Here is a 12,914-nt window from a genome sequence, read left to right as displayed (position 1 = left end):
AGTGACGACCACACCGGACACATCCGAGTCCACGCGCCCGAAGTACGCGCCCGTCTTCGAGTTCGACAAGGAGGCACTGCGGTGCCCCTTCCAGCACTTCGACGCCGCCAGGGAGGAAGCACCGATTTCCTGGTACGCCGACGCGAACTTCTGGGTGGTGACCAGCTATGAGCTGGCCACGCAGGTGCTCAACAACAACACCGACTTCTCGGCCGAACAGTGCATCGGCGAGAAGGCCGACGCGGTGTGGACCCGGATGATCGAGCTGGCGCGGGAGAATCCGGAGACCAAGCACCGCATCGAAGGCTACGGAGCGGGCGCGCGTCGCGTGCTGCTGTTCTCCGACCCGCCGGTCCACACGCGACACCGGCGGATCATCAACCGCGCGCTCACGCCCACGGCGGTGCGCAAGAACGCGGACAACATGCGCCGCATCGCCCGCAGGCTGCTCGACGACGTCGCGGCGAAGGCCGGTGAGGTCGAGTTCGTGCAGACCTTCGCCGAGCCCTACCCCATGGCCGTGATCTCGGCGGTGCTCGGGCTTCCCGAGGAGGACCGGCAGAAGCTGCGCGGCTGGGTCACCGACCTCAACTCGATGATCGCGACCGAGGACCTCTCCGACGACAACATCCGGGAGCTGTCGAAGACCCGGTTCGACTTCGACGACTACTTCAACGCCGCCGCGGAAGACCGCATGCACAACCCCACCGACGATCTGACGTCGATGGTGGTGCACGAGAACGAGAAGAGCCCGGAGCGGATGAGTCGGGACGACCTGATGATGGTCTACCAGCTGCTCGTCGTGGGCGGCGCCGACACCTCCGACGCCGCGATGTCGCGCATGCTGGAGGACCTCGCCACCAATCCGGAGACCTACCAGCGGCTGCGCCGCGAGCCGGAGAAGATCCCCAACTACATCGAGGGCATGCTGCGCGTCGCGGGACCGGCACTCGGCATCTTCCGCCGCGCCAAGGCCGACGTCGAGGTGGGTGGCAGGCAGGTCAATGCCGGTGACTTCGTGTGGCTGTCCTTCGCCGGCGCCAACTACGACAAGTCCGCGTACGGCCTGAACGCCGACAAGGTCGACCTCGACGAGGACCAGACCACCCGGCACATGACCTTCGGCTGGGGCCCGCACCTCTGCATCGGCGCACCGCTGGCCCGCCAGGAGATGAAGGTGGCGCTGGAGGAGATCACCGACCGCTTCTCCGCGATCGAGCTCGCCCCTGGCAAGGAGTACCCGCCGCCGTACCGGCCGAGCTTCCTCTTCCATGGGCCAGCCAGCCTGTGGCTGAGGTTCACCGAGGACCCCGACCGCGGCGACCGGCCGGTCCGCAGCGGGCCGTGACCCGCCGGCGTGGGGAGCAGGACCCTGCTCCCCACGTCAGTCCGGGCGATGGGACTTCTCCGGCCAGAACGGCCACTCCTCGAAGGCCCGGCAGCGGCCATCACCGGCGAAGCGGATGACCCACAGGTCGCGGTACTCCTGCCGCACCGGCTCGCCGTAGCTCACCTCCACCCGCACCACGGCGGTGTCACCGTCGAGGGCCACCGGCTCGCCGGTCATCCGGAAGACCTCGTCAGGCCCGGCACGTTCGGCCTCCCACATCCGCGCGATGGCGGGCAGCCCGCGCACGGGCTCGCGGTACGGCGTCTGCCGGTACGTCGCGTCCGCCGTGAAGAGCTCCCCCAGCACCTCCGTGCCCGGTGTTCGCCAGGCGCGTTCGTAGGCGGCGACCCACGCCCGCAGTCGCTGTTCGTCCATGCGCCAGAGTCTGTCACCGCTGGCGCAGGATCGGCTCCGCGAACTCGTCCGGATCCTCGGCGGCCTCCGGCTCCCGGTCAGGACCGGCCGCGACGCGTTCCTCACCGCCCAGCTGCCGGGGCGGTGGCGGGGATGCGACACTGCACGGCGGGAGGATGCCGTGAGTGCCAGAGAACCGACCGTGCGGTGGCTGGAGAACGCGCTGTCCGGCGCGCTCGAGGCACAGCGCTCGCTGATCGGCGCCGCGCTCTCCTCGGGCGGGCCCCGCGCCGTGGTCACGGAGCTCGCGTCCGCTCTCGAGTGCTGGGTGTTGCTTCTCGACGAGACCGGCGCCGCCCTGCACAGCGCGCCGTCGCAGGCCCGCAGGCACGCCGCCAGCCTGCGCCTCGACATCGACCGGCTCGCCGGTGGCTCCCCGCTTCACGCCGCGTCCCTCGCTTTCGGCACCGACCAGGTGGCGGTGCTGCCCATCGGCACTGACGGGGACGTCGCCGGGTATCTCGCAGCGGGCCGGCAAGCGCCACTGAGCCCCGCCGACCACTCGGTGCTCGCCAGCGCCGTCGGCCTGCTCGCACTGGACATGAGCCGTCAGCTGCAGGCCGTCGAACGACAGCGCGCCGCGAACCTCGCGGTGCTGCGGCTCGCCACCGCGGGGCACCCTGAGCTCACCGAGTCCGCCGCCGACATCCTCGGCGTGCCCCTGCCCGGAGCGCCACTGCGCGTGGCCTGGCTCAGCTGCGCCGTAGAGGAGCTGCCCGGTCTGCTGCGCGCCGCCGAACGACACCAGGGGCTCGGTCAGACCGGGGCGCTCGTCGCCCGCTACGACCGGCACAGCGTCGTCGTGCTCCTGCCCGTGGCCGAGGGCGACCTGCAGGCCCTGGAGGAGGTGCTGCACCGGGTGCCGCACTCGCGTGGCGTGGTCAGCGAGGGCGGCACACTCGCCGAGGTGCCCGACGCGTTCCGGCGCACCCGCTCGGTCTTCTTCGGCACCCCGCGCGGCACCGACCGGCTCGTGCTCGCCAAGGACGTCGCCACCGCGGGCCTGCTGGCGCAGCTCGACCACCCCGGTGCGCAGGGGTGGGCCGCGGCGCTGCTCGACCCGCTCGACCAGCACGCCAACCGGTCCAAACTGGACCTCATCTCGACGCTGCGGGTGTTTCTCGGCAACAACGGCCTTGTCGACGCGTCCGCCACCGCGCTCGGGATCCACCGGCACACCCTGCGCTACCGGCTGCGGCGCATCACCGAGCTCCTCGACGCCGACCTCGACGACCCGACCGTGCGCGCCGAGCTGTGGCTGGCGCTGCGACTGCGGGAGGCGACCTGACCATGGGCGCCGTCATCGCCGCCGTGCGCCAGCAGAGCGGACGGCCCGCCATCACCTACCGGCAGGCCGGTGACCGCTATGTGCTCGCCGAGTACGGCGACGCCGAGCTCGATCTGCGGCTCAACTTCTTCGCCGTCGGCGTGCTGACCGGGCTGGCCGAGGATCCGCCGCCCGGGTTCGTCGAGGCGGCGCCGGGGCTGCGGTCCATCCTGGTCCGGTTCGATCCCGCGGTCGCGAACCGGGACGCGGTGGTCGAGCACCTGCAGGCCGTGCACGACCGCCAGCCCGAGGTCTCCGCGCTCACTCTGCCCGGCAGGCGCGTCGAGTTGCCCATCGCGTTCGACGACTCGGCGACCAGGCAAGCCGTGCACCGCTACGCCACGACGATCCGCGCCGACGCGCCGTACACCGAGGGCGGCAGCAACATCGCCTACGTGGTGGAGCAGAACGGACTCGCCGGGGCCGAGGAACTGTACGCGGCGATCCTCGGCACCGAATGGTGGGCCGCGTTCACCGGCTTCGCGCCCGGCCTGCCGTTCCTGTTCCCGCTCAGCGGATCCACCCTGAACGTGCCGAAGTACAACCCGACCAGGGCGTGGACACCGGAGGGCGCCGTCGGCATCGGCGGCCCGTGCGTGGCCGTCTACCCCGTCGACTCGCCGGGCAGCTACCAGTTGTTCGGCCGCACGCTGCCCATCTACGACCTGCTCGGCCGCAACCGGGCCTTCCGCGACGACCCGTTCCTGATCCGCGCCGGGGACCGCGTGCGGTTCACCCGCGTTGACGAGGACGACCTGCTCCGGGCCCGCAGGCGGGTGCTCGACGACTCCTACAGCTACCACGTGGAGGACGCCCCGTTCGCTGTCGCCGACTACGTGGCGTGGCGGTGAGACCGATGACGCTGGAGATCCTCGACCCTGGCGTGTGCACGACGGTGCAGGACCACCCCGGTCGCGTGGGACTGCAGGCCAAGGGCATCTTTCCGTCAGGGCCCGCCGACGACCTCGCGTTCCGCCTCGCCAACGTGCTCGTGGGCAACGCCCCCGGCCTCGCCGCGCTGGAGATACCGGCCGGGCGGTTCTCCGCGCGCGCCCACTTCCACGGCCTCGTCGCACTGTGCGGGGCCGATGGCTGCGGCCCTGCGGTCAACGACGTGCCCGTGCCCCTGTGGGAGAGCGTCGAGGTGCGGCCGGGCGACGTGCTCACCTGCACCGCCGCGAAGGGGCCCGGCTTCCGGCTCTACCTCGCCGTGTCCGGCGGTATCGGCGTGCCCGACGTGCTCGGGTCCCGGGCGCTGCACACGGCCGGGGCACTCGGCGGTCTCGACGGGCGTGCCCTGATCCGCGGCGACCTGCTGTCCGTCGGCGACGCCGCACCCGGCACGCGGCTGCGCGTGCCGCAGGCGCTGCGCCCGGCCTACCACCGGCACTGGGAGCTGGAGGTGCTGCGCGGCCCACACGCCGACCCGGACTTCCTCACAGCCGAGGACTGGCGGGACCTGGTGACGCTGACGTGGCGGGTGAACCTCAACTCCGACCGGCTCGCGGTGCTGCTGAACCCTCACCGGTTCCGCTGGGCCAGGCCGGACGGCGGGGTCGCGGGCGACCATCCGTCCAACGTGCTCGACGGCAGCTATCCGGTGGGCGGCGTGATCGTCAACGGCGACGTGCCGACGATCCTCGGCCCGGACGGTGCGACGTCCGGCGGCTTCACCGTGGTCGCCACGATCGTACAGGCCGCGCTGTGGAAGGTCGGGCAGCTGCGGCCGGGGCAGGACACCGTTCGCTTCCGCGAAGTCGGTCTCGACCAGGCGCGGTCGCTCGCCGCGCACGTGGAGTTCCCGCTGGACCCCCGGCACCTGGAAACGCTGTGACGGGTTCGGAGTGCTGAGCGGCCCGGACCCGGTTCGGCACTCACGACCGGTGAGCTGACAAAACGTCGTGCATCGGGGCGATGGTGACGCCCTCGTCCGCGAAGCGCTCCCTGATGGCGGTCGCGATCTCGACCGCGTTCGGCCGGTCGCCGTGCACGCAGATGGTGTCGGCGTCCACGGCGACCCGGGTGCCCGCGGTCGTGCGCACCGTCCCGCCGAGGATCGCCACCGCTTGCTCCGCGCACGCCCTCGGGTCCTTCGGCCGGGGTTCGGGTTCGATGATGATGTCGCCGTTCTCGTCGTACTCGAGGTCGGCGAACGCCTCCCTGGCCACCCGCAGGCCGCGCTTGGCGATCCGGTCGGCGGTCGGCCCCGCCAGCAGCACGACGACGAGATCCGTCGACACGGAGGCGACCGCGTCGGCGACGGCGTCGGCGACGGCCGGGTCGCGCATGGTGAGCCCGTAGAACGCGCCGTGCGGCTTGACGTGCGTGACGCCCACGCCGAGCGCGTCGGCGAAGCCGCGCAGCGCGCCGTACTGGTAGAGGCACGCGTCGGCGGCCTCACGCGGCGACAGCGCGAGAGCCCTGCGCCCGAACCCCGCAAGATCGGGCAAGCCGGGGTGCGCGCCGAGCGCCGTGCCGCTCGTCTTCGCCAGCTCGACCGAACGGCGCATCGTCGCCGGGTCGCCCGCGTGCCAGCCGCACGCGACGTTGACGGAGCTGACCAGCGGCAGAAGGGCCTCGTCGTGGCCAAGCCGCCAGCGTCCGAAGCTCTCGCCTGCGTCGGCGTTCAGGTCGATCAGCGTCTTCATGCCTCCACACTGCTGGGCGGGCCGGTGCGGCGGCAATTCATCGGTTTGGACAACGAGCGGCGCCCGAGCTGTCCCATCGGGCCAATAGCTGCCGCGCCGCGACCCGGAGAAGGTGGTCGCAACCGTGACAGCCGAGACGAGGAGGGTGGCGTGGCCGCGACAACCTTGGCGCTCCCGCCCGCGAGGTACGAATACGGCGGCGACGAGTTCGTCTTCGTCGAGATCGACCAGGCGATGAGCCTGGAGGCGAACTTCAAGGCGATGACGATCACCGGAGCGCTGCGGGAACGGCGGCTCGACGGCGTGCTCGACATCTGCCCCTCCAACGCCTCGTACCTGATCCGCGTCGATCCGGAGCGCCTGCACCCGGCCGAGCTGGTCGACCAGCTCCGCTCACTGGAGGCGTCGGCGACAGAGCTGACCGCCGACCAGGTGCTGTCCACCCGCGTGGTGGACGTGCCGGTGCTCTACGACGACCCGTGGACGCGCGAGACGCTGCTGCGATTCCGCGACCGGCATCAGGACCCCGGGGCCACCGACCTCGAGTACGCGGCGCGGCTCAACGGATTCGACGGCGTGCCCCAGCTCGTCGAGGCGCTCTCCGGCGCGCCGTACATCGTGACCATGCTCGGTTTCGTGCCGGGCCTGCCGTTCTGCTACCAGATGGTGCCGAGGGACCGGCAGATCGAGGTGCCCAAGTACATCCGGCCCCGCACCGACACCCCCGAGCGCGCGTTCGGCTACGGCGGCGCCTTCGCCGTCGTGTACCCGGTGCGCGGCGCGGGCGGCTACCAGCTGTTCGGCATGGCGCCGGCACCCGTGTTCGATCTGTCGCAGACCCTGCCCGACTTCGCCGAAAGCATCGTCTTCCCGAAGGCGGGCGACATCGTCCGATACCGCGCGATCGACCAGGCCGAGTTCGACCAGGTCCGGCGTGAGGTGGAGGCGAAGACGTTCCGCTACCGCATCCGCGAGTTCGAGTTCCGGCCCGGCGACTTCCTCGCCGACCCCGACGCCGTCAACAACGAGCTGCTGGAGGTGCTCTACCGATGAACGGGCTGATCGTCCACACCGGAGGGCTTTACACGACCGTCCAGGACACCGGTCGCGACGGCTACTACGAGATCGGCATGCCCCCCTCGGGCGCTCTGGACCAGTTCTCCTACCGCGCGGCGAACCTGCTCGTCGGCAACCCGGAGGGCGCGGCCGCCCTCGAGGCCACCTACATCGGGCCGGAGCTGGAGTTCACCGACGACCGGCTTGTCGCCGTCACCGGCGCCGACGTGCCGGTGACGCTCAGCGGCGAGCCGGTGAAGCCGTGGGAGACCATCCCCGTCAAGGCCGGTGACGTCCTGTCGTTCGCGATGATCACCGGCGGCGCGCGGGTCTACCTCGCCGTGTCCGGCGGCATCGGCGTTCCCGATTACCTGGGCTCCCGCTCGACCTACACGCTCACCGGACTGGGTGGCTTCGAGGGCCGCAAGCTCGCCGACGGCGACCGGCTGCCGCTCGGGGAGCGGCCCGTGGGCACCGCGCCGGCACCCGGCTCGGGCGTCTCCGAATCCTTGCGCCCCTCGTTCCCCGAGGTCGCCGAGCTGCGCACTGTGGTGGGGCTGTGCTCATACCGACTCACCGACGCCGCGCTGCGGTCGTTCCTGGAGACCACGTGGAAGGTCACCAAGGACGCCGACCGCGTCGGTTACCGCCTGCGCGGCGGCACGCTCGACTTCGTGGAGCGCGAGCAGCCGTTCGGCGCGGGCAGCGACCCGGCGAACGTCGTGGACCTCGGCTACCCGGTGGGTTCCATCCAGGTGCCGGGAGGGGACGAGCCGATCGTCCTGCTCAACGACGCGGTCACCGGCGGCGGCTACGCCACGATCGGCACGGTGATCTCCGCCGACCGGGACCGGATCGCGCAGACCAAGACCGGCGATCAGGTGTCCTTCGTATCGGTGGACATCGACCAGGCGCTGGCGGCGCGCCGCGAACGGCGGGAACGTCTTGACCGGATCAGCAACGAACTGAAGGAGTGACGACATGGCGACGATCAAGGCCACCATGCCCGGCGTGTTCTACCGCTGTCCCAGCCCCGGGGCCGAGCCCTACGTGGCCGAGGGCAGCGACGTCAGCGAGGGCCAGACCATCGCGCTGATCGAGGTCATGAAGACGTTCAACGAGGTCAAGGCCGAGGTCTCCGGCACGGTGACCAAATTCCTCATCGCCGACGGCGACGAGGTGTCGATGGGCCAGGACATCATGGAGGTCGACGGCGCGTGAAGGTGCTGGTCGCCAACCGGGGCGAAATCGCGCTGCGGATCGTCCGCGCGTGCCACGAGGCCGGGGCCGAGGCGGTCGCCGTGTACTCGGACGCCGACGCGGGCGCTCGCTGGGTGGAACTGGCCGACGCCGCCGAGCACATCGGCCCCTCCCCCGCGGCCAAGTCGTACCTCAACGTCGACGCCGTGCTGGCCGCCGCCAAGGCGAGCGGCGCGGACGCCGTGCATCCCGGCTACGGCTTCCTCGCCGAGAACGCCGAGTTCGCCAGGCGCGTCGCCGCCGCTGGCCTGACGTTCATCGGGCCGCCGCCCGAGGTGATCGAGAAGATGGGCGACAAGGCGGTCGCCCGCCGGACCGCGCGGGAGGCCGGGGTGCCCATCGTGCCGGGCAGCGACCCGGTCTCCGGTGCCGCCGACGCCGAACGGGCCGCAGCCGAAATCGGATTTCCGTTGCTGGTCAAGGCTTCCGCCGGCGGTGGAGGGCGTGGCATCCGTCCCGTGGCCGGCGCTTCCGAACTGGCCGGCGTCCTCGCGACCGCGCAGGCCGAGGCGGCCGCGACATTCGGCGACGGCACCGTCTACCTGGAGCGGGCAGTGCCGGAGGCCCGGCACATCGAGGTGCAGGTGCTCGCCGACGGCCACGGCAACGTGGTGCACGTGTTCGAACGCGACTGCTCGGTGCAGCGGCGCAGGCAGAAGCTCATCGAGGAGGCGCCCGCGCCCGGTCTGGACCCGGCTCTGCGCACGGAGATCGCCGACGCCGCCGTGCGGCTCGCCCGCCACGTCGGGTACCGCGGGGCGGGCACGGTCGAATTCCTACTCGCGCCGGACGGGACCTACTACTTCATGGAGATGAACACGCGCATCCAGGTGGAGCACCCGGTCACCGAGGTCGTCACCGGCGTGGATCTGGTCGCGGAACAGCTGCGGATCGCCGAGGGCGAGTCGCTGTCGGTGTCGCAGTCCGGCATCGTGCTCGACGGCGCCGCGGTGGAGGTACGGCTCAACGCCGAGGACCCGGACAACGGTTTCGCACCGACGCCGGGGCAGCTGGAGCGATTCGACCTGCCCGGCGGTCCGGGCGTGCGCGTAGACAGCGGGTTCGCCGCAGGCCAGAGAATCAGCCCGTTCTACGACTCGATGCTCGCGAAGCTCATCTGCTGGGGCGCAGACCGCGAGCAGGCGTTCGCGCGAGCGCGCCAGGCACTGGCCGAACTGCGCATCGAGGGTGTGAGTAGCACGGCGGAGCTGCACGCCCGCCTGCTGGCCGATCCAGAGTTGTGCGAGGGGCCCGTGCACACGCGCTGGCTGGAGGAACGGGGAGACGGGGCACCTTGACGGCACTCCTGCGCTGTGCTGGGCCGGCGCAGTCGGAGTGGCTGTACCACTGCCGCGGCCGACCGCACGGGCTTGCAGGTAAAAGGGCGGACAGCGGGCCTCGAACGCGCGAGGATAGCCGTCATGACATTACCTGCGCTCCCCGAGGAGTCCTTCCAACGCGTGCTCTGCGTCGTCGCGCACCCTGACGACATGGAGTACGGCACCTCCGCGGCCGTCGCTCGCTGGACCGCGCGCGGCATCCAGGTCGGTTACCTCCTGCTCACCCGCGGCGAGGCCGGCATGCCGAACCCTCCCGAGGAGACGGCTCGCCTGCGCGTCGCCGAACAGCAGGCGGCCTGCGCCGTCGTCGGCGTCGAGCACCTGACCGTCCTCGACCATCCGGATGGTGTGCTCGTCTACGGCCTCGACCTGCGCCGGGACATCTGCCGGGAGATCCGCCGGTTCAAGCCCGACGTCGTGCTCGGCGGCGGAACCGAGATCGACACGCCCTACGGCTTCGAACAGGCCGACCACCGCGCGGCCGGCCTCGCGACACTCGACGCGGTACGCGACGCCGGCAACCGGTGGGTCTTCCCCGAGCAGATCGACGACGAAGACCTGGAACCACACACCGTGCGCTGGTTCATCAGCCCCGCACTCGCCGGCGCCGGCGCGACCCACGGAGTCGAGGTCACCGGCGAGCCGCTACGCCGCGGCGTCGCGTCACTCGAGGCGCACGCCGCGTACCTGGCCGCACTTCCCGGCCACCCGGCCCCCAAGGACTTCATCCCGACGTTCGCCGCGCTGAGCGGCAAGGCGATGGGCGTCGAGCACGCCGTCCTGTTCCGCGCCCGCGACCTGCAGGCACCACCGCAGCTACTCACCGAATCACTGCAGGACTGACCCAAGCCAGCCAGTCACCCATTCACCGGGCGGCGCGCCGAGACACCGAGCCGTGGCTTCAGCGCCGCCCGCCCTGATCGTGCTGCGACGGAACGGGAACAAGACCGTCCCCTGGGGACACTCCGCGATCCCAGCAACACGGGCACGTCATGAACCGATCGCCCTGACACGACGAGGTCCTGGGCAGACGCCGGCATCGCGCGGCAATGCGCTACTGGTACACCGATCCCGTACCGGGGCCGCTGCGCGTTGGTGGGTCCGTAACACGAGCGGTGTTTCTGGCGGTTTCGATTAGTAGGTCTCGGCTCCCGGCCAGCGGTCACCGAAGGTGACGGCGAAAGCGTTGATCACGGGCTTCCAGCGCACTGCCCAGCGGGCGGCTCCGGTGCCGGTCGGGTCGAGGCTTCGGGTGACAAGGTACAGGCACTTCATAACCGCTTGCTCGGTCGGGAAATGCCCGCGTGCCCGTACCGCGCGGCGGTAGCGGGCGTTGAGGGATTCAATGGCGTTTGTCGAACAGATCATCCTCCTGATCTCGATGTCATAGTCAAGGAAGGGCACGAACTCGGTCCAGGCTTTGCGCCAGAGTCGAATCAATGCTGGGTAGGTTTCCGACCATTTATCATCGAGCTCGTCCAATGCAACTTCCGCGGCATCCGCCGTCGGTGCAGAGTAGATCGCTTTTAGGTCCCGTTTCAGCTCGTCCGCGTATTTCCTCGATGTCAATCGGAACGAATTCCGGATAAGGTGGATTATGCAGGTTTGCACGATCGTCTGCGGCCACACTTGTTCGACCACGTCGGGAAGTCCTTTGAGACCATCGCAGATCAGGAAAAACACGTCTCGGACGCCCAAGGCCACGAAGTTAAGCCGGGACGGGGCCTGTCAATGGGCTGTTTTCCATTCGTCGGCCAGGGTGTATTTGCCGTAGCCGACTTTGCGGAGCACGCCTTCGGTGGCCCATTGGTTCATCTGCGTCGCGATGTTCGGGACGTCCAGGTGCGCGGCGACTTCGATCGGGCGCCAGACACGGTCCGGCTGACGGGACATCAGGTGGAAGACGCGGTTGCGGTGCCCTGCGCCCATCGGCCTGGTCCCGCGGACAGCCTTGCGGCGATCTACGGGGTCGTCTGATCTGGTCGACGGTGGGCTGGTAGGAGCGGGCCGGACTATGAGGACCAGGCTCGTGATCGGGCGACTGCGGCGGGGACGACGCTCATCCGGTTTGACGGGATAGCGGGTGCGACCTGCCTTGACCGCTCGGGCGCTGGTGCGGCGACGTCGAGGAGGCAACAGACCGGCCAGGATCGCGGTGCCGACGACACCGATCAGTGCGTCGCGCGCGGCGTCTTGTGCCGGCGCGGCAAGGGTTAGCTGATCTCGCGCGGCCTCCAGAGCGATGGTGAAGCTGGCGCGGTCGGGATCGGAGCCTGGCCGGGACTCCACCGCGTCGACCATGGCCGTGCGTAGGAGCTGGTAGACGGTGAGCTGGGCCCACAGTTCTTGCTCGAGACCGATGGGATCGTGTGACCGCAGTACGGTTCCGCGCAGCAGGGTGTGCCGCAGGGCGTAGAAGGCGGACTCGACCTCCCACCGTTCGTGGTAGAGCCGCACCAGCGTCTCGGCGGGGTCACGACGGCAGTCCAGCAGCGTGGTGGCGATCCGGTAGTGCTCCACAACCCGTTCACCGCTGCTCGCAGTCATCGTGATCTCCGCGTCGATGACGCGGAGCTTCAAGCGGCCCAACCGGGTCAGGTAGGAACCATCGGGTAGTGCGGCAAGGATCGCCGGCCGGCGTCGGGCGGTCACACGGATAAGGAGCTGGGCGCCAGTCGCGGCGGTGTCGGCGAGGAAGTCGTCGGCGTCGAAGCCTCTGTCGGCTAGTACGAGCATGGTCGCGTCCAATAGCGGCAGCAACTGGCGTGCATACCCGGTTTCGTACTGGCTGATCGGTCCGAACGCGGCGCCGAGCACGCCGCGCGTCCCTGTCTCGCACAATGTCATCAGCCGAAGCATGGGATAGCCCGCCCAACCCAGCCGCGCCTGGATCCTCCCCAGCCAGGCGCGGTTGCGCTCGCAGTCGGGGACCTTCACCGCGCTGCAGCCATCGAAGGCGACGGTCCGCCAGCGCCGGTAGCACACCCCTGCCGTGGTCGGTTGCGCCAGAGGACCAGCCACGATCTCGAACAAGGCCTTGAACGGCGCGGGCCCGAGCCGCCGACGGAGGTCACGAAGAGCCTTCTCACTCGGGCAGAGGCGGACATAACTCCGCAGCCCGGCGGTCAGCTTGTCCCACACCCGCGAGTACCCCAACGACGGGAACAGCGTGAGCGCCAAGACGAAGTACACCCCGACCCGAGACGGCAGGCACCGCAGTCTCCGCTCCACGGTTCGGGTTTCGGCCAACACGGCGTCGACGAGCTCCACGGGGAGGTAACGAGTCAACTCGCCCAGATGCCCCGGCGCCATCCGGAATCGGGCATCCTCCCCGGTGAGCCGGGACGAAGAAAGGGCACACTGATCGCGCAACGGGACCTCTCGCAGCAGGATGATCTTGGTCGATCCCTGCCTTACCAGAAGCCTCGATCACCTCGCCGCGCAACACACCTGCGGAGCACTTGACAGGCCCCGCCCGA

The 12,914-nt window shown here is 70.2% G+C and carries 12 protein-coding genes and 1 pseudogene; 9 read left to right on the top strand and 4 right to left on the bottom strand.

Going from position 1 to position 12,914, the window contains the following annotated elements; genetic code table 11:
* Window position 1 precedes the first annotated feature (1 nt).
* The gene (locus BA062_RS07340; protein WP_110335322.1) at window positions 2-1,348 is read left to right on the top strand and encodes a cytochrome P450; all 1,347 of its coding nucleotides are present in this window, start codon (window positions 2-4) and stop codon (window positions 1,346-1,348) included.
* Between the two features lie 36 nt (window positions 1,349-1,384).
* Here the strand turns inward: BA062_RS07340 and BA062_RS07335 are convergent, their stop codons facing one another.
* Complete coding sequence (locus BA062_RS07335; protein WP_110335321.1) at window positions 1,385-1,765, bottom strand: YybH family protein; 381 nt, start codon at window positions 1,763-1,765, stop codon at window positions 1,385-1,387.
* Window positions 1,766-1,925: 160 nt separating this feature from the next.
* On the opposite strand from BA062_RS07335, the gene BA062_RS07330 reads away from it, so the two are divergent.
* Genes BA062_RS07330 through BA062_RS07320 form a run of 3 tightly spaced genes read left to right on the top strand, consistent with a single transcriptional unit; the run spans window position 1,926 to window position 4,965 of the window.
* Window positions 1,926-3,092: a PucR family transcriptional regulator gene (locus BA062_RS07330; protein WP_146240009.1), complete on the top strand. Its 1,167-nt coding sequence runs from the start codon at window positions 1,926-1,928 to the stop codon at window positions 3,090-3,092.
* A gap of 2 nt (window positions 3,093-3,094) precedes the next feature.
* A complete protein-coding gene (locus BA062_RS07325) occupies window positions 3,095-3,982 on the top strand; it encodes a 5-oxoprolinase subunit B family protein (RefSeq protein ID WP_110335319.1) in 888 nt (295 codons plus the stop codon).
* A gap of 5 nt (window positions 3,983-3,987) precedes the next feature.
* Entirely contained in the window at window positions 3,988-4,965 is a 978-nt protein-coding gene (locus BA062_RS07320; protein ID WP_110337045.1) for an acetyl-CoA carboxylase biotin carboxylase subunit family protein, read from the top strand.
* Window positions 4,966-5,005: 40 nt separating this feature from the next.
* Here BA062_RS07320 and BA062_RS07315 read toward each other — a convergent pair whose 3' ends face one another.
* Complete coding sequence (locus BA062_RS07315) at window positions 5,006-5,779, bottom strand: LamB/YcsF family protein (protein ID WP_110335318.1); 774 nt, start codon at window positions 5,777-5,779, stop codon at window positions 5,006-5,008.
* A gap of 150 nt (window positions 5,780-5,929) precedes the next feature.
* Between BA062_RS07315 and BA062_RS07310 the strand changes: the two genes are divergently transcribed.
* The 5 genes from BA062_RS07310 (at window position 5,930) to BA062_RS07290 (ending at window position 10,278) form a co-directional block, all read left to right on the top strand.
* Entirely contained in the window at window positions 5,930-6,832 is a 903-nt protein-coding gene (locus tag BA062_RS07310) for a 5-oxoprolinase subunit B family protein (protein WP_110335317.1), read from the top strand.
* Entirely contained in the window at window positions 6,829-7,812 is a 984-nt protein-coding gene (locus BA062_RS07305; protein ID WP_110335316.1) for a 5-oxoprolinase subunit C family protein, read from the top strand. The genes BA062_RS07310 and BA062_RS07305 overlap by 4 nt, the downstream gene beginning before the upstream one ends.
* Window positions 7,813-7,816: 4 nt before the next feature.
* A complete protein-coding gene (locus BA062_RS07300; protein ID WP_110335315.1) occupies window positions 7,817-8,056 on the top strand; it encodes an acetyl-CoA carboxylase in 240 nt (79 codons plus the stop codon).
* Window positions 8,053-9,393, top strand: a complete 1,341-nt coding sequence (locus BA062_RS07295) for an acetyl-CoA carboxylase biotin carboxylase subunit (protein ID WP_110335314.1) — start codon at window positions 8,053-8,055, stop codon at window positions 9,391-9,393. Before BA062_RS07300 ends, BA062_RS07295 begins: the two co-directional genes overlap by 4 nt.
* Window positions 9,394-9,516: 123 nt before the next feature.
* Entirely contained in the window at window positions 9,517-10,278 is a 762-nt protein-coding gene (locus BA062_RS07290; protein ID WP_210406795.1) for a PIG-L deacetylase family protein, read from the top strand.
* Window positions 10,279-10,569: 291 nt separating this feature from the next.
* Here BA062_RS07290 and BA062_RS07285 read toward each other — a convergent pair.
* Both BA062_RS07285 and BA062_RS07280 read right to left on the bottom strand, forming a co-directional pair.
* A pseudogene (locus BA062_RS07285) lies at window positions 10,570-11,130 on the bottom strand (IS256 family transposase); the annotation flags it as partial.
* Window positions 11,131-11,163: 33 nt separating this feature from the next.
* A complete protein-coding gene (locus BA062_RS07280; protein ID WP_425452904.1) occupies window positions 11,164-12,822 on the bottom strand; it encodes an IS4 family transposase in 1,659 nt (552 codons plus the stop codon).
* Window positions 12,823-12,914: the final 92 nt, after the last annotated feature.

This window comes from Prauserella flavalba (assembly GCF_003202235.1).
Classification (GTDB): domain Bacteria; phylum Actinomycetota; class Actinomycetes; order Mycobacteriales; family Pseudonocardiaceae; genus Prauserella_A; species Prauserella_A flavalba.
Note: the sequence above shows the minus strand (reverse complement) of the source record. Positions and strands in the feature narration are given on the sequence as shown.

Bases quoted from the DNA above. Each gene is read 5' to 3' on its own strand.
- BA062_RS07320 (WP_110337045.1), top strand. From the start codon at position 3,988: ATGACGCTGGAGATCCTCGACCCTGGCGTGTGCACGACGGTGCAGGAC.
- BA062_RS07325 (WP_110335319.1), top strand. From the start codon at position 3,095: ATGGGCGCCGTCATCGCCGCCGTGCGCCAGCAGAGCGGACGGCCCGCC.
- BA062_RS07300 (WP_110335315.1), top strand. From the start codon at position 7,817: ATGGCGACGATCAAGGCCACCATGCCCGGCGTGTTCTACCGCTGTCCC.
- BA062_RS07335 (WP_110335321.1), bottom strand. From the start codon at position 1,765: ATGGACGAACAGCGACTGCGGGCGTGGGTCGCCGCCTACGAACGCGCC.
- BA062_RS07305 (WP_110335316.1), top strand. From the start codon at position 6,829: ATGAACGGGCTGATCGTCCACACCGGAGGGCTTTACACGACCGTCCAG.
- BA062_RS07315 (WP_110335318.1), bottom strand. From the start codon at position 5,779: ATGAAGACGCTGATCGACCTGAACGCCGACGCAGGCGAGAGCTTCGGA.
- BA062_RS07290 (WP_210406795.1), top strand. From the start codon at position 9,517: ATGACATTACCTGCGCTCCCCGAGGAGTCCTTCCAACGCGTGCTCTGC.